At 59.9% G+C, this 14,989-nt stretch carries 14 protein-coding genes; 5 read left to right on the top strand and 9 right to left on the bottom strand.

What is annotated here, in order from left to right:
- Nucleotides 1–35: 35 nt before the first annotated feature.
- Entirely contained in the window at nt 36–500 is a 465-nt protein-coding gene (locus IG616_RS00945; protein WP_192145549.1) for a RidA family protein, read from the bottom strand.
- A 228-nt stretch (nt 501–728) separates the two neighbouring features.
- On the opposite strand from IG616_RS00945, the gene IG616_RS00940 reads away from it, so the two are divergent.
- Both IG616_RS00940 and IG616_RS00935 read left to right on the top strand, forming a co-directional pair.
- Nucleotides 729–1,598 carry a cell envelope integrity EipB family protein gene (locus IG616_RS00940; RefSeq protein WP_192145547.1) on the top strand — a complete coding sequence of 290 codons (870 nt, stop codon included), beginning with the start codon at nt 729–731 and terminating at the stop codon, nt 1,596–1,598.
- 14 nt (nt 1,599–1,612) lie between these two features.
- Entirely contained in the window at nt 1,613–2,134 is a 522-nt protein-coding gene (locus IG616_RS00935) for a hypothetical protein (protein ID WP_192145545.1), read from the top strand.
- Nucleotides 2,135–2,167: 33 nt separating this feature from the next.
- Here the strand turns inward: IG616_RS00935 and IG616_RS00930 are convergent, their stop codons facing one another.
- Genes IG616_RS00930 through IG616_RS00920 form a run of 3 tightly spaced genes read right to left on the bottom strand, consistent with a single transcriptional unit; the run spans nt 2,168 to nt 4,532 of the window.
- Entirely contained in the window at nt 2,168–3,526 is a 1,359-nt protein-coding gene (locus tag IG616_RS00930; RefSeq protein WP_192145543.1) for a DNA polymerase IV, read from the bottom strand.
- A gap of 36 nt (nt 3,527–3,562) precedes the next feature.
- A complete protein-coding gene (locus IG616_RS00925; protein WP_192145541.1) occupies nt 3,563–4,240 on the bottom strand; it encodes a hypothetical protein in 678 nt (225 codons plus the stop codon).
- Nucleotides 4,233–4,532, bottom strand: coding sequence for a DUF3572 domain-containing protein (locus IG616_RS00920; RefSeq protein WP_192145539.1), 300 nt, complete (start codon nt 4,530–4,532; stop codon nt 4,233–4,235). The genes IG616_RS00925 and IG616_RS00920 overlap by 8 nt, the downstream gene beginning before the upstream one ends.
- A 138-nt stretch (nt 4,533–4,670) precedes the next feature.
- Here IG616_RS00920 and IG616_RS00915 point away from each other — a divergent pair, with 138 nt between their 5' ends.
- Nucleotides 4,671–5,042 (top strand): response regulator, encoded by a 372-nt coding sequence (locus IG616_RS00915; RefSeq protein ID WP_073011666.1) that lies wholly within the window; start codon nt 4,671–4,673, stop codon nt 5,040–5,042.
- 650 nt (nt 5,043–5,692) lie between these two features.
- Nucleotides 5,693–7,387, top strand: a complete 1,695-nt coding sequence (locus IG616_RS00910; RefSeq protein WP_209007211.1) for a methyl-accepting chemotaxis protein — start codon at nt 5,693–5,695, stop codon at nt 7,385–7,387.
- Nucleotides 7,388–7,639: 252 nt separating this feature from the next.
- Here IG616_RS00910 and rpmG read toward each other — a convergent pair whose 3' ends face one another.
- The 5 genes from rpmG to topA form a co-directional block, all read right to left on the bottom strand.
- Nucleotides 7,640–7,807 (bottom strand): 50S ribosomal protein L33, encoded by a 168-nt coding sequence (gene rpmG / locus IG616_RS00905; RefSeq protein WP_008192710.1) that lies wholly within the window; start codon nt 7,805–7,807, stop codon nt 7,640–7,642.
- A gap of 197 nt (nt 7,808–8,004) precedes the next feature.
- Nucleotides 8,005–8,754, bottom strand: a complete 750-nt coding sequence (locus IG616_RS00900) for an NUDIX hydrolase (protein WP_192145535.1) — start codon at nt 8,752–8,754, stop codon at nt 8,005–8,007.
- On the bottom strand, nt 8,751–9,221 hold the full coding sequence (locus tag IG616_RS00895; RefSeq protein ID WP_192145533.1) for a DUF983 domain-containing protein: 471 nt from the start codon (nt 9,219–9,221) through the stop codon (nt 8,751–8,753). Before IG616_RS00895 ends, IG616_RS00900 begins: the two co-directional genes overlap by 4 nt.
- A 16-nt stretch (nt 9,222–9,237) precedes the next feature.
- Complete coding sequence (rnr, locus tag IG616_RS00890) at nt 9,238–11,583, bottom strand: ribonuclease R (RefSeq protein ID WP_192145531.1); 2,346 nt, start codon at nt 11,581–11,583, stop codon at nt 9,238–9,240.
- On the bottom strand, nt 11,580–14,282 hold the full coding sequence (topA, locus tag IG616_RS00885) for a type I DNA topoisomerase (protein WP_192145529.1): 2,703 nt from the start codon (nt 14,280–14,282) through the stop codon (nt 11,580–11,582). The genes rnr and topA overlap by 4 nt, the downstream gene beginning before the upstream one ends.
- Nucleotides 14,283–14,506: 224 nt before the next feature.
- Here topA and IG616_RS00880 point away from each other — a divergent pair, with 224 nt between their 5' ends.
- Complete coding sequence (locus IG616_RS00880) at nt 14,507–14,980, top strand: DUF2267 domain-containing protein (protein ID WP_343072327.1); 474 nt, start codon at nt 14,507–14,509, stop codon at nt 14,978–14,980.
- Nucleotides 14,981–14,989 lie beyond the last annotated feature (9 nt).

The raw sequence follows: 14,989 nt of genomic DNA, 5'->3' as shown, positions 1-14,989 counted from the left end.
GCCGGTTGAGCCTGGCCTGTGGAGAGAGCAGTGCGTTAAGCGATTTCGAATATGGCTTCGATCTCGACACCAGCGCCAAACGGCAGGGACGCCGCGCTGACGGCGGAGCGGGCATGGCGGCCCTTGTCGCCAAGCGCTTCAACCATGAAATCCGAGGCGCCGTTGATCACCTGGGCCTGATCCGTGAAGTCTGGGGTGGAGTTGACGAAGCCGACAATCTTGACGAGGCGGACGATCTTTTCCAGATCCCCGGTTGCGGCCTTGGCCTGCGCCAGAAGATTGATCGCGCAAAGCCGGGCGGCGGAGCGACCTTGCGCAAGGGAGAGGCTTTCTCCCAGCTTGCCGGCATATTGCAGCCCGTCGGGGCTCATGGGCAGTTGACCGGAAATGAAGAGCTGCTGGCCCGTGCGCACGAAGGGCACATAATTGGCGACAGGCGTTGCTGGTGTGGGCAGGATCACGCCCAGGGAGGCAAGGCGGCTTTCAACGGTCTCGGTCATATCGTGCTCCGGATTCGGGAAACAGGCCAAAGTCTTGGCTGAATTCGGCAGGAGCCGCAAGGCCTCAACCCGGTCCGCTTCCTGTTGCTGTCATTTTTCGGCGGATGGGCGGAGAGGCAAAGCGCTTTAAGGCGGAGCCGTCATGGTTTAGAAGCGTTAGATCAAGGTGCTGCCATGGTTTGCGTTTGGGTGGCAGCCGCATAAATCCTTTGGGAACTGGAGACGCTCATGACCCTTCGCTTCTGCCTGCAGCCCCGCTTCCGCCAATCTCTTGCTTGTGCGGTTGTCTTCGGAGCAGCGGCATTTGCTTCTTCCGGGTCTTTTGCCGCAACCGTTGAGCTGGTGCCTCATCGCGCGATCTATGATCTTGAGCTGGGAGAGGCTTCGGACACGCTGTCGATCTCGGCTCTTTCGGGGCGTATGGCCTATGAGGTCTCGGGAAGCGTTTGCGAGGGCTATGCGGTCAATTTCCGCTTCATGACAGACATGCGGGACGAGGACGGCGGATCCCAGGTGACGGATCTGCGCAGTTCGTCCCATGAAACAGGCTCCGCCGACGCCTTTCAGTTCCTGAGCGAAACCTTCGTCGACCGTAAGCTGATTGAGGAGACCCGCGGATCTGCCAAGCGGATGGATGATGGCGGTAAATCCGTCGAGCTGAAGGTGCCTGCGGCCCGCACCTTCCTGATTTCAAACAAGGCCCTGTTCCCGGCAGAGCATATCAAGGCCTTGATCGAGGCCGCAAAAGCCGGAGAGCATTTCTTCACCGCCGGTATTTTCGATGGCTCCGAAACGGGCGACAAGGTGTTCTCCACCACGGCGGTGATCGGAGCGGCCGGGACGGAAACCGCAACAGATGCGGGTCCGGAAAAGGCGGCGAGGGAGGCTCTTGCCGGCAAGACCTACTGGCCGGTGACTGTTGCCTATTTTGAGCCCGGCATTGGCGCCACGGGCGAACAGGAACCCTCCTATCAGCTGTCGTTCCTGCTTTATGAAAACGGTATCAGCCGCAAGATGACGCTGGACTACGGCGACTTCACCATCAAGGCCCAGCTCAACAACCTGGAAGTCCGCACCGCCGAGCCCTGCACGAATTGAAGGGGAGGGAAAATATGGATCATAACTTCCAAATCCATCCACTTGACCGCATTATTTTCGACAAGACTAAAGGTTATGTGGTCGATAACTCTGCATTCTTAATGGCGGCAAATGGCGCTGGAATTACTGTGGTAGCCAGCTATGTGTCTTCTCTTTCTGTTTCAGCGAGTTACCCGGCGTACTCTTGGTCAATAATATTGTTTTTAGCAGGGTTGGTTCTTGCTTTCCTGACCCATTTGACAATTTGGATGCAAAATTGGAATATAAAGAACTCTGAAAAGAGAGACAGTACAACACGATTTTATTATGACCTTTGCGATGCTGTTGTGAAAAATAATCTTGAAGGGGAACTGACGGAAAAGCAGGTTCGCATTTTTGAGTTGCTTCCTAAAACTATTATTAAGTTTCAGGAGAAGTCCCTCTCTAATGGATTTGTTGAGAGATTGGACAAATTTGGATCTTATTGCTATATCCTGTCTGGTCTTCTGTTTCTTACGGCTTCAATAGTCGCTTCTTCGAAGTTCTGTTCTTTTTAGACTGTTCGTAGGTTGAGCTACGCATCAGGCCGCCTATCCCTTGTCCTTCCTGTCCCGGGCTTCCTTCCCGGCTTCGCGCTCCTGTCTGGCCTCATGCAGAAGGCCGCGCTCGAGTGCTGTTTTCCCGAATTTCGCGCGTACGGCGTCCATGGCGAGTTCCGCCTTCTTGCGCCGGTCCGCGTCCTGGTCGAGCAGGTCCTGCGGGTCGGCCTGAGCCGGATCGCTGAGATCGCTGAGGCCGATGCCGATGAGGCGGAAGCGGCGCCCGTCGGTCTCCGGCTTCAACAGGTCGGCGCCGGCACGGAAGATCCGGTCGGCCAGCTGGGTGGGGTCGGCCAATTGCCGCGAGCGGGTGATGCCCTTGAAATCGGCAGTCTTCAGCTTCAGCGTGACTGTCCGGCCTGCAAAACCTTCCTCCTTCGCGCGCCTTGAGACCTTTTCCGAAAGGCCGAGCAGAATCGGCCGGAGCTTTTCAAAGGAAGTGATGTCGAAGTTGAAGGTGGTTTCGTTGCTGATGCTTTTGGTGGGCCGGGAAGGAGAGACTGTCCGGTCGTCATCGCCCTTTGACAGTTTGGCAAGCCGCAGGCCCATCGCGCCATAACGGCGCGCGAGATCCGTCTGATCCATGGTCTGCAACTGGCCGATGGTGCGGATGCCGTCGGAGGCCAGCGTCTTCTGGAACACCTTGCCGACGCCCCAGATCATGCTGACCGGCTGCTCCGCGAGAAAGCTGCGGGCTTCCGCAGCCCCAATCACGGAAAAGCCGCGGGGTTTTTCAAGATCCGAGGCGATTTTTGCAAGGAATTTGTTTGGCGCGAGTCCCACGGACGCAGTGATGCCGATCTCTTCTTCGAGTTCGCGAATGAACCGGGCGAGGGTTTCGGCGGGACTGGCATGGTGCAGGCGCTCCGTGCCGGTCAGGTCCAGAAAGGCCTCGTCGATCGACAGGGGCTCGACCAGCGGTGTCAGATTGCGCATCTTTTCCCGGACCTGCCGCCCGACCCGGCCGTATTTCTCCATGTCCGGTTTGATCACCACAGCATCCGGGCAGGCTTCCAGAGCCTTGAACATGGGCATGGCCGAGCGCACGCCGCTGATGCGGGCAATGTAGCAGCAGGTGGAGACGACGCCGCGCTGGCCGCCACCGACAATCACGGGAAGATCGCGAAGCTCCGGGTTGTCGCGTTTTTCGACCGAGGCATAAAAGGCGTCGCAATCGATATGGGCGATGGACAAGGCGTCCAGCTCCGGATGGCGCAAAAGGCGTGGGCTGCCGCAGGATGGGCAACGGCTCCGCTCCGGTGCCGGACGGGCGCCGCAATCCCGGCACAGGGCCCTTACGGGCTGTGCGTCTTTTGCCTCTTTGCTGGCGTTGGGGGAGTGGTCGGTCATCGCTGCGTTCCGGGCGGGTATTTCCGTGCAGATCTACTATCTGCCGCCAGCGCCCAGAATATCCTCGATGAAGGCCGCTGTCTGGTTCCAATCGCCGGTCAACAGCGAGATATGGGGTTCGATGGCCAGCGAGTTGCGGAACCGGCTGTCGGCGACAAACTGGATCAGCCGCGCAGAAGGAAGGCTGGCGTGGACCGAGCTGTGGTTGGTCGGGCTGTCGTCGATAAAGACCACGGGGTCCGGACGCCCGGCGGCGAGCGAGGCAACGGCGCCGCCCTTGGGGCCGGAGTTGACCAGAAGCGGATAGGGAATGCCGTGACGGTTGAGCAGCTGCTGGCGCACAGGCTTGTTGTGGCTGCCGGGCAGATTGGTCAGGAGCACCACATCGGCCAGAGACGATACTCTGCGCAGGGCAGTGTCTGCCCCTTCGACCAGTTCCTGATTATGGCATTCCGCGTCAAAGAAGGTTTCGATCACCCGCTTCGCATCGGCTGCACTCAGAGGCGTCCGCGTGTCCTGACGCGCGATGTTGCCCGTCAGTCTGTAGTTCGACGACAGAAAGCACAGTCCGATGGACATCATGTAGCTTTCCAGGGGCCGGATCAGATGGAGGATCACCTCATCCACGTCGCAAATGACAACCGGCTTGCCGGAGCGGGGCAGGGTGGCAATCTGGTCGAGGATTGCCCGGCTTGGCGGCGTCGGCTCAGACATAGTCCGCCGGGTCCCCTGCGAGAGCGAAGCGGGCGGCGGCAATCATTGTGGGGCGCAGGCCGGCATTCTCACAGTAGCTAAGCAGCAAGGCTTCGTCGGCCATGAAGAATTCCAGAACACCTGCCAGAAAACCCGGCTCCTGAGCGGCGAGGCGAATCGATTCTGGCCCGATACCGGAGATAGCGAGAAACCTTCCAACCAATTCAGGCTCTCTGGTGAGATGTATCAAGGCGTCCGTCGCAATTTCCTGTGCTTTGTCAAAGGTTATCGCAGCGCGGGAGTAAGCTTCCATCGCGAATTTTTGCCTTTCCGAAACGATTCCACGTTAAAAGGGACACTAATGGGAAGTGGGGTCGTGTGCCACAGGCTTGGAGTTTGGGGCCGCTGCCATTGATACGATACCCGGATAACCGGATCAAAGGGCCAAGCAATGGCGAAAACCGTGCTGATCGTGGAAGACAACGAGCTGAACATGAAGCTGTTTCATGACCTGCTTGAAGCGCACGGCTACAACACTCTTCAAACGCGGACCGGCATTGAGGCCCTTGCTCTGGCCCGGACGCATCGTCCCGATCTGATCCTGATGGATATCCAGCTGCCGGAAGTCTCCGGGCTGGAAGTGACCAAGTGGATCAAGGAAGACGATGACCTGAGCACGATTCCGGTGATTGCGGTAACCGCCTTCGCCATGAAGGGGGATGAGGAGCGAATCCGGCAGGGAGGCTGCGAGGCTTATATCTCCAAGCCGATTTCCGTCGCGAAATTCCTGGAAACAGTGCGCTCCTATCTTGGCGAGGCCTGATTTTCTGCGCCTTCCGGCCCTTGTGTCCCCAATGGGATGATGGGCTGAGCAGATTAAGGTTACGAATTTACTAAGATTTGCGTTTGATTGTGCAAAATCGGCTGATTGTGTTGATTTTCGGGCACGCTGGAGTAGTGTGCCTTTGCGCTTTCAAGTTCATCGGTTGATTTGACGACGGTAATTCTACGTCCTCGATGACCTTCCCTGCGGGGCGCTCAGGTCCGCCGCATCTCCTGGGTCCGTGGGGCCGGCCAGAGCGGAAGCAAGCCGAAGAGTGGCCTCCTCGTATGCTTGCTTCCGCCGGCCACCTTTATCCTTACACAAATGCCGTAAATGTCAGCGGAGTGCTGTTTGCCCGTCCGTAAAGGTATGGCGGTTTTTACTCCCCTTTATGTTTGGCCTGACGTGGTGAACTGTGCGATTTTTATTGCATTTGCCAAATCGTATTGAAACGTTGCGGTTAGTGTCACTGGCTGATTGTACAGACCTTAGTATTATTCTTCCTGCAGCTGCGGGAAGCAGTTTTACACCTAATGAATCTTCTTTAAAATCAATCTGTTAATGTATTCATTAAGATTTAAGGAGAGATACTTAGGATTGGGAAATCTACCTGCCGGGGACTGTCCTTAATGTTCAACCGATTCCGAAATATGAAAATCACGACCGCCATGGCGCTCGCCAGCGGTGGTTTTCTTGCCGCTGCGATGTTTGCCCTTGGGATAATTGTCTATACTGGAGCAAGCGGACAGGCGAGAGATGACGCGCTTGTCAAGCAGGATGCGAATCTTCGGATCGCTGCCACCATGCTCAGCAAGGACGTTGAGGGCGTAAAGGTGACCTGGGCGGCAAATGGCAATGTCAGCCGTATTCAGATGGACGTCCTGCCCGAGTTTACAAGCCACGATCTGATCGACACGATCGGCCGGATGACCGGTGAAACGGCAACGATTTTTGCGTGGGATCCGGAGACCAAGGATTTCTGGCGCAAGACGACCAATATCGTCAAGCCGGATGGAAGCCGCGCGGTTGGCACGCCGCTCGGTCAGAAGGGCGCTGTCTATCCGGTTGTGACAGCAGGCAAGACCTTTCAGGGCGAGGCGACGATTCTCGGCAACGACTATTACACGATCTACCAGCCGGTCTTTTCACCCTCGAACGATATTATCGGTATCCTCTATGCTGGTGTTGAAAAGAGCCGTATCGCTGCAAATCTCTCCAACATCATCTTCAGCTTCTCAATGATGGCGGTGCCGGTGGTTCTGATTGCCACCGCACTCTCCATGCTTGTCATGAGCCGGCTTCTGCGCCCCTTGAATACGCTTGCTCATGTGACCGAGCGGATCGCGCATGATGATCTTGGCACGGAAGTCCCTTATGGCGACCGCGAGGATCAGATCGGCATTATGTCAAAGGCCGTGAGAAGCTTGCAGCAGAAAGCCCGTGAGCGTATGGAGCTTGCCGGCCGGCAGGACCAGAGCGAGCAGGAAGCCCGCGAGCGGCAGATGCGCATGGAGAAAATGATTGCCTCCTTCCGCAGCACGGTTGCGGGCCTGCTCAGTTCCTTGGGCGAGACGGCAGACGGTCTGGAGAACACCTCCAGGTCTCTGACGGAAGTGGCCCGTGAGAGCGCAGGCTACGCCAGCAGCACACAAGGGTCCTCTGATGAAGCCACCCATAACGTGCAGACGGTTGCGAGCGCGGCGGAAGAACTGGCTGCCTCGATTGGCGAGATCTCGCGCCAGGTCGCCCAGACGTCTGAGGTTGTCGGTCGCGCCACGAAGGGCACACGCGTTACCAATGAAAAGGTCGAGGGTCTTGCGGTCTCCGCGACCAAGATTGGTGAGGTTGTGACCCTTATTCAGGCGATTGCCGAACAGACCAACCTTCTGGCCCTGAATGCCACCATTGAAGCGGCGCGCGCCGGTGAAGCGGGCAGGGGGTTTGCGGTAGTTGCCGCCGAAGTGAAGGAGCTGGCAACCCAGACCTCCAAGGCGACCGAGGAAATCGGTGCGCAGATTTCGGCGATCCAGGCGGCGACGAAAGAATCCGTCGACGCGATTGGAGAGATCACGGAGATCATGGAAGAGGTCAACCGCTACACATCCGCGATTTCTGCGGCTGTTGAGCAGCAGGGGGCTGCGACCTCGGAAATCTCCCACAATGTTCAGCGGGCAGCGGAAGGCACCACGGCTGTGTCCTCCAGCATGACCCAGCTCTCCCGGGCGGTCGATCAGACGTCGTCCTCAGCGGAGCTGGTGCTGTCAGCTTCCGGAGAGCTTTCGGACAAGACGGACGTTCTGAAAAACGAGGTGGAGACCTTCTTGAGCGAGGTCGCGGCTGCCTGATGGCACAGTTTATGGACGCGAATGCTGAAGGGGCCTGCGGGCCCCTTTTTGCTGTCTATAGCCAGTCTCGCGCCTTCCCGGACGACGCGCAACGGAGAGCCGGGAACACGGTCGAGCCGAAAAGCAATGGAGGGGCCTGGCGCAAGGCTGGGACGGCATACACTACCCTGAAACCTGGGTAGCGTCTTTCCGGGCACAAAAAAACCCGCTGCGTTGGCAGCGGGTTTTTTGAAACTGTCCGAAAACCAGATCTTACTTGATCTTGGCTTCCTTGAATTCCACGTGCTTCTTTGCAACCGGATCGTACTTCCGCTTGACCATCTTCTCGGTCATCGTGCGGGAGTTCTTCTTGGTCACGTAGAAAAAGCCGGTGTCGGCCGTGGAGAGGAGCTTGATCTTGATTGTTGTCGCCTTGGCCATGGCCTTGGATCCTGTTTTGTTTGGCGGGGCAAACAGTTCTTGTGGCCAGGGTCCCTGGCGATCAATCTGCCCTGTGTTCCGAAATCAGCGCGCAAAGTACTCAGGATCCGGATAAAGTCAAGCTTTGCCGTAAAAGCTGCCGATAAATCCCCGGTTCCCGTGCTCCGCGCACCGGCGAGAAGGACGTGATGCTCTTGTCAGAGCAGCACTTTTTGAAAATCTCCCGCTTTGTAGAAGTAAAACGGCAGAGATGATTCCGGCTTCAGGTCCGGGTCAGGGCCCAGGCGTTCCTGCAAGTCGTGCAGCACCTGGCGGGTGATCATGGGCAGCTCGTCCATGGCTTTTGCCTCGTCCAGCGTCAGCCAGGCGATGTCTTCCAGCTCCCCGGACGGGCCAAGCCCACCTTCCAGCCGGTCCGCTATGGAATCCGCGAAGACGGCCAGAAACCGTGTGTCGAAGCGGCGCGAGCGGTTGGGAGGGGTGATGGCCCGCGCGATGAAGCGGATCGGCTGCAGGTCCGGCAGGATGCCGCGTTCGGCGAAGGCCTCGAAACCCTTTCCAAGCCGGAGCGCTTTCTGCGCTTCCTGCTTTTTCCCGACAAAGAGACCGGCTTCCTCATAGGTTTCCCGGATGGCCGCTAGCGCTAGCGCCCTCACACGGGCTGCGGTTTTGGGGCCTTTCAGATCCCGGGACAGCTTTTCCCCGACGACAGGGTGATAGTCGCCTGCTGCCGTGATCCGGCTGTCGGCCGGGTCGACACGCCCGCCGGGGAAGACGAACTTGCCCGGCATGAAGGTGTGCCCCATATGCCTGCGGCCCATGAGGACACGGGTTGAGCGGCCGTCCCGGTCCAGAATCAGCAATGTGGCCGCGTCTTTCGGGCGCATATAGGGAAACTTGCCCTTCTGCTCGTCCTTGCCGAGCTTGGCCGCCAGTCCGGTCTTCATTCGGTTCTCAGCCTCCCAGCAGGATCGGGCTCCGGAAGATCTTCCCCGGCCTCGGGATCGAAGCCGTGCATGTAGAGCGCCCACTGGAGGCCAATCAGCGCGCCTTTGACCGGCCGGAGCAGGCCAAGGGACAGCAAGATTGTCAGAGGCACCCACAGCACCATGTGAACCCACAGTTCCGGATGGTACAGCAGTTCCACGGTCAGCATTCCCGGCACGATGATGTGACCGACAATGGTGATGGTGAAGTAGGGCGGCGCATCATCGGCGCGGTGATGGTGGATCGCCTGGCCGCAAGCCTCACACGCATGAACGGTTGTCAGATATCCCTTGAACAGCTTGCCCTTGCCGCAGGCCGGGCAACGGCACAGGCAGCCGCGCAGCAGGGCCGGCATCACGGCGCGGCGCGGCTTCTTCGGAACATCTTCTGCTTCAATGCCTGAGGCAGTTGAGTAATGCACGCTCATAGGCGGTATCCTGGCCTTACTTCTTCCTGGATTTCGACGGTGCCGAAGACCCACCCCGGCGGGAGGTGATCCGCTTGCGGCTGGTTGAGGCCTTGCTGCCCCCTTTGGCCTTCGCCCTGGAGGCACGCACCTGCTTGCCGCCCATACGGCCCCGGCTCAGCATTTCAAACCGCAACGCCCCGGCAAAGGGGGCTGCTTCCACAAGCCGGACTTCGACGTTGTCGCCAAGTTGATAGGTTTCGCCGGTTTTGTCACCAATGAGGGAATGCGACCCTTCGTCATACCGGTAATAATCGATGCCGATGGTGGAGGCGGGAATGAACCCGTCCGCACCGGTATCGTCCAGGCGGATGAACAGGCCCGACTTCACGACGCCGCCAATGCGGCCCTGGAAGGTGGCGCCCACCCGGTCCGTCATCCAAAGCGCAATCAGCCGGTCGATGGTGTCGCGCTCCGCCAGCATGGCCCGCCGCTCTGCGCCGGAGATTTCCGCGCCGATGGCCTCCAGCTTGTCCTCGATACCTTCTGGCAGTCCATCATTGCCAAGCCCCAGTGCCCGGATCAGGCCCCGGTGCACGATCAGATCCGCATAGCGCCGGATCGGCGAGGTAAAATGGGCATAACGGCGCAGGTTCAGGCCGAAGTGTCCGATGTTCTGCGGCGTATATTCCGCCTGGGCCTGACTGCGCAGAACCACCTCATTGACGAGCTGCGCCTGGGGCGTGTCCTTCACCTTGGCCAGAATGCCGTTGAAGACCGAGGGCCTGAGGCCGCCCGCTGACGGCAGCTTCATGTTGAGCGTCGACAGGAAGTCCTTGAGGTTCTGCAGCTTCTCCGGTGTCGAGGCATCATGGACACGGTAGAGCAGTGGCGTTTTTTTCCGCTCCAGCGTTTCGGCAGCCGAAACGTTGGCCTGGATCATGAACTCCTCGATCAGCTTGTGGGCGTCCAGACGCTCGGGCACATAGACGTGATCGACCGTTCCATCCGGCTTCAGCTTGATCTTGCGTTCCGGCAGGTCCAGTTCCAGAGGCTCACGGGCATCCCGCGCCTTCTTCAGGCAGGCATAGGCCGCCCAGAGCGGCTTCAGCACGCCTTCGACAAGCGTCTCCGTCTTTTCGTCGGTGACGCCTTCAATGGCCTTTTGAGCCTGCAGATAGGACAGCTTTGCCGCCGAGCGCATCAGCACCCGGTGGAACGTGTGGCCCCGGCGGGCGCCGTGCTTGTCGAACACCATGCGCACGGCAAGGGCAGGGCGGTCCTCCTTCTCGCGCAGGGAGCACAGATCGTTGGAGATCCGCTCCGGCAGCATCGGGATCACCCGGTCCGGGAAATAGACCGAGTTGCCGCGCAAATGCGCTTCCCGGTCCAGCGCCGATCCAGGACGGACATAATAAGCGACGTCGGCGATGGCGACATAGACGACATGGCCGCCTTCATTGTCCGGATCTTCATCCGGTTCCGCAAAGACCGCGTCGTCATGGTCCTTGGCATCTGGCGGGTCGATGGTGAGCAGCGGGATCTGGCGCCAGTCCTCGCGCTGGCCGAGCGTGACCGGCTGCGCCTTCTCCGCCTCAACCTCGACGGCAGAGGGGAAGACATGGGGAATGCCATGGGAGTGGAGGGCGATCTCGGAGACCGCCTTTTCCGATTTCATGGAGCCAAAGCGCTGGACGATGGCAGCGCGCGGCGTGCCATAGCTGCCGCTGCGGTTGACCTGCACGCTGACGAGATCGCCGTCTTCGGCCTCGTTCAGCTCGCGCGGGTCCACGTCCAGTTCGCGCTGCTTGATGTCGATGGGTTCCAGATAGGGTGGCTTGCCCGGCCCGCGCATGCGCAGGATGCCCAGAATGGCCCCCTGAGCCTTTTCCAGAACCTTGATGACACGGGCTGTGTGCTGGGCTTCGCCGTGTTCCTCGGCCTCTGTCAGGCGCACCAGGGCACGGTCACCGATGCCGGGCTGGGGCATCTTGTTCGAGCGGCCGGTCAGAACCAGCACCTTGGGCGGGCTGCCCGCCTCGTCGTCCCACTCCACCGGTTCGCCCAGAAGTTCGCCGTCCGGATCACGGGCGACCAGGCTGACAACAAAGACCGGCGGCAGGTCGCCCGGGCGGATCAGGCGCTTCTGGCGCCGTTCCACCAGGCCCTCTTCGCCGAGGTCCTTCAGCATTTTCTTGAGCTGGATGCGCGCGGCGCCGACAATGCCGAAATGGCGCGCGATCTCGCGCTTGCCGGCCTTGCCGGGGTTGTCGGCGATGAAGGTCAGAAGATCTTCGCGCGAGGGGAATTCACCGGGAGTTTTGGCTCCCGGCTTGGGCTTGCGGTTTGCCCCTTTGGGCGGGGCGATGCGTCTTGCGTTCAAGATCCGTCTTCCGGACCGGCATCATCAGCAGGCGCTTTCGCCTTGGATGCGGTCTTTTTGGCCGCAGGTTTTTTCGCGGCGGTTTTCTTGGCAGCCGGTTTCTTCCCGGCTGTGGTTTTGCTTGCGGCCTTCTTGGCGGCTGGTTTCTTGGCCGGAGCCTTCTTCTTGGCTGCGCCCTTGGGGGCCTTGGCTGCGATCAGTTCGACGGCCTGTTCCAGGGTCACGGCCTGCGGGTCCGTGTCCTTCGGAAGCGTGGCGTTGACCTTGCCGAATTTCACATAGGGACCGTAGCGCCCATCATAGACATTGACCGGACCGCCTTCGGTGGGATGTTCCCCCAGTTCTTTCAGCGGGGTTGCCGCTGCGCGTCCGCGTCCGCCCTTGGCCCGCTTTTCCGCCAGAACATCGACGGCGCGGTTGAGGCCGACCGAGAACACTTCATCCGGCGAGGACAGGTTCGCATAGGTGCCCTCGTGATGCACGTAGGGCCCGAAGCGGCCAAGGTTCGACGTGATCATCTTGCCATCTTCCGGATGCAGTCCCACCTCGCGTGGCAGGGACAGCACCTGAAGGGCCTTCTCCAGATCCAGATCGGCCGCGGACCATCCCTTCGGCAGGGATGAGCGCTTGGGCTTGGCTTCCTCGCCGAGCTGCACGTAAGGCCCGAAGCGTCCAACACGCAAGGAGACGTCGAGACCGGTTTCGGGATCCTGTCCGAGCAGCTTCGGGCCATCCGGCGTCGCGCCGTCCTCGCCATCACCGGACGACTTGGCCAGCTGGCGGGTGTAGTTGCACTCAGGATAGTTGTTGCAGCCGATAAAGGCACCGAAGCGGGAGACCTTCAGCGACAGCTGGCCATTTGAACAGGACGGGCAGGCGCGTGGATCCGAGCCATCTTCCTTGGCCGGGAAGATATGCGGGGCCAGAAGCTCATTCAGAGCGTCCAGAACCTCGGAAACGCGCAGGTCCTTGATCTCGTCGACAGCGCCGTGAAAGTCGCGCCAGAAGTCACGCAGAACTTCCTGCCAGGACAGTTCGCCTGCGGAAATCTTGTCGAGCTGCTCTTCAAGGCTCGCGGTGAAGTCGAACTCCACATAGCGGTTGAAGAAGCTTTCCAGGAAGGCGATCACGATCCGGCCCTTGTCCTGAGGGACAAGCTGCTTCTTCTCCAGCTCGACATAGTCGCGGTCGCGAAGAGTTTGCAGGGTCGATGCATAGGTGGACGGGCGGCCGATGCCCAGCTCTTCCATCTTCTTGACGAGGCTGGCTTCGGTGTAGCGTGGCGGCGGCGTGGTGAAATGCTGACCGGCTTCGATGGCTTCTGCAGCCGTACCTGCCAGGGCAAGGCTTGCGCCTTCATCCACGGCCGGCAGGCGGCGGGAACCTTCGTCCTCGTCGTCGTCGCGGCCTTCCTGATAGAGCGCCAGGAAGCCATCGAAACGGACGACGGAGCCGGAGGCGCGCAGCGCTGCGGTCTTGCCGGAACCCTTGGCCGTGATGTCGATGGTGGTGCGCTCCAGAACGGCGCTTTCCATCTGGCTGGCCATGGTCCGCTTCCAGATCAGCTCGTAGAGACGGGCCTGATCCGGGTCGAGGAACCGGGCTACATCCTTCGGGCGGCGGGAAAGATCCGTCGGGCGGATCGCTTCGTGCGCTTCCTGGGCGTTCTTGGCCTTGGTGGAGTAGAAACGCGGCTTTTCCGGAACGTAATTGGCGCCGAAATCCTGGCCGATCACCTGCCGGGCAGCGGTGATGGCTTCCTGGGCGATCTGCACACCGTCGGTACGCATATAGGTGATGAGACCGGAGGTCTCGCCGCCGATCGAGATGCCTTCATAAAGCTTCTGGGCGACCTGCATGGTCCGCGATGCGGAAAAGCCGAGCTTGCGCGAGGCTTCCTGCTGCAGGGTGGACGTGGTGAAGGGAGGAGCCGGGTTACGCTTGGCGGGCTTGGAGACGACGCTGTCGACGGCGAAGGCCGCGCTTTCCAGCATCCGCTTGATCGTGGTGGCTTCCGCCTCGGAGGTGATGTCCAGGCGGCCCAGCTTCTTGCCGTCAAAACCGGTGATACCCGCAGACAGGGCGTCGCCGGAAGGCGTCTTCAGATTGGCAAGGATCGACCAGTATTCCTGGGCCTTGAAGACCTCGATCTCCATTTCCCGGTCGCAGATGAGACGCAGCGCGACGGACTGGACACGGCCAGCGGAGCGCGCGCCCGGCAGCTTGCGCCACAGGACAGGAGAGAGGGTAAAGCCGACAAGATAGTCGAGGGCGCGGCGGGCGAGATAAGCATCCACCAGCGGCGTGTCCAGCGGACGCGGGTTCTTCATCGCCTCCAGGATCGCCGTCTTGGTGATGGCGTTGAAGACGACGCGCTCGACCGGCTTGTCCTTCAGCACCTTCTTTTTCTGGAGCACTTCCAGAACGTGCCACGAAATGGCTTCCCCTTCGCGATCCGGGTCAGTCGCGAGAATGAGGCGGTCGGCATCCTTGACCGCATTGGCGATCTCAGAGAGGCGCTTGCTCGACTTGCCGTCGACCTCCCAGCTCATGGCAAAATCTTCGTCCGGGCGGACGGAACCGTCTTTGGCCGGAAGGTCACGCACATGGCCGTAGGAAGCCAGGACGTGATAATCCTTCCCGAGATATTTGTTGATCGTCTTGGCTTTCGCCGGCGATTCCACAATGACGATGTTCATCAGTACCCAGATGCTGGTGAGAGCAGGCCGGTGTCCCCAGCGGACCGGCTTGTGCCGCACATTACGTGTCTTTTTGTCATGGCGACGATCAGGGATCGAAAGCCGCCTGTCAAATGTACGTTTGTGGCCTCAAGGTCAAGTCATAGCCGAAAATGCTGCTTTTCCACCGTCTGCGGTCCGCATGCACTGGTTGACGTCTGGCGGGCACGCACGGCAAAAGGGCCTTGCCAGCAACCAAAGACAGCGCGGAAGGCCGGAACGCAATGCCCATGCCGAACGAGTACCAGACAGCAAGCCAGCAGTTTGACCGGTTTTTGGAGGATGCGCGGGAGGCTCTGGACCTGACCACTCGGAACCAGACCTACACCTGCGTTCAGGGTGTTTTCCTGGTTTTCAGGGCCCGGCTGACGGCCGCCGAGGGCCTGCGTTTCGCCAATGAATTGCCCGCGGTCCTGCGCGCGATTTTTGTGAAGGACTGGGATATTGGACGGGAACCTAGGCCGTTTTTGTCGAGGCAGGAAATGGCTGAAGAGGTCGCGCATCTCCGCCAGCACCACAATTTTTCTCCGGTGACCGTGATCGAGGACGTTGCGAGGGCCTTGCGCAAGCATGTGGAGACAAAGACATTTGACGCCATGCTTGAAACCTTGCCGCAGCAGGCAAAGGCCTATTGGTCCGTGGAAGGGCACGAGATCTGAGCGCTCTTC

Source organism: Roseibium litorale (genome assembly GCF_014842915.1).
In the GTDB taxonomy this organism is placed as follows: domain Bacteria; phylum Pseudomonadota; class Alphaproteobacteria; order Rhizobiales; family Stappiaceae; genus Roseibium; species Roseibium litorale.
This window is presented reverse-complemented; position numbering and strand designations above follow the sequence as displayed.

Coding starts and splice junctions, on each gene's coding strand:
- topA (WP_192145529.1), bottom strand. CDS start 14,282: ATGAACATCGTCATTGTGGAATCGCCGGCGAAAGCCAAGACGATCAAC.
- IG616_RS00910 (WP_209007211.1), top strand. CDS start 5,693: ATGAAAATCACGACCGCCATGGCGCTCGCCAGCGGTGGTTTTCTTGCC.
- IG616_RS00920 (WP_192145539.1), bottom strand. CDS start 4,532: ATGGAAGCTTACTCCCGCGCTGCGATAACCTTTGACAAAGCACAGGAA.
- IG616_RS00900 (WP_192145535.1), bottom strand. CDS start 8,754: ATGAAGACCGGACTGGCGGCCAAGCTCGGCAAGGACGAGCAGAAGGGC.
- IG616_RS00915 (WP_073011666.1), top strand. CDS start 4,671: ATGGCGAAAACCGTGCTGATCGTGGAAGACAACGAGCTGAACATGAAG.
- IG616_RS00895 (WP_192145533.1), bottom strand. CDS start 9,221: ATGAGCGTGCATTACTCAACTGCCTCAGGCATTGAAGCAGAAGATGTT.
- IG616_RS00940 (WP_192145547.1), top strand. CDS start 729: ATGACCCTTCGCTTCTGCCTGCAGCCCCGCTTCCGCCAATCTCTTGCT.
- IG616_RS00930 (WP_192145543.1), bottom strand. CDS start 3,526: ATGACCGACCACTCCCCCAACGCCAGCAAAGAGGCAAAAGACGCACAG.
- IG616_RS00935 (WP_192145545.1), top strand. CDS start 1,613: ATGGATCATAACTTCCAAATCCATCCACTTGACCGCATTATTTTCGAC.
- IG616_RS00945 (WP_192145549.1), bottom strand. CDS start 500: ATGACCGAGACCGTTGAAAGCCGCCTTGCCTCCCTGGGCGTGATCCTG.
- rpmG (WP_008192710.1), bottom strand. CDS start 7,807: ATGGCCAAGGCGACAACAATCAAGATCAAGCTCCTCTCCACGGCCGAC.
- IG616_RS00925 (WP_192145541.1), bottom strand. CDS start 4,240: ATGTCTGAGCCGACGCCGCCAAGCCGGGCAATCCTCGACCAGATTGCC.